The sequence below is a fragment of the Acetobacter sacchari genome (assembly GCF_017377715.1).
Taxonomy (GTDB): domain Bacteria; phylum Pseudomonadota; class Alphaproteobacteria; order Acetobacterales; family Acetobacteraceae; genus Acetobacter; species Acetobacter sacchari.
In genome coordinates this window covers 1-225 of the sequence record NZ_JAFVMF010000146.1, presented here as the reverse complement: position 1 = coordinate 225, position 225 = coordinate 1, and the positions used below count along the sequence as shown (strand labels likewise).

The 225-nt window shown below is 61.8% G+C and carries 1 pseudogene; it reads right to left on the bottom strand.

Annotated elements, in window-relative coordinates:
* Positions 1-225: pseudogene (locus J2D73_RS21615) on the bottom strand (hypothetical protein); the annotation flags it as partial.

Below are 225 nucleotides of genomic sequence, written 5' to 3'. Positions count from 1 at the left end.
GCAGCACAACCGCGCCGCCGGCCGGCGCAGTTGGCGCGCTGGTTGCGGCTTGGATCGTGACGATCGAACTACGGACGGTCGGGAGCGCCGTTGCGTCGTTATCCTGACCTGAGAGGGTCTGCGATGGGTTGGACGAGTTATAGAACGGAAGAATTTCACTCCCGGTGTCGCTGTCGCTGCACACCGCGTAAATGCCGTATGTTGTTCCAGCCGCGAGCGTAAGAG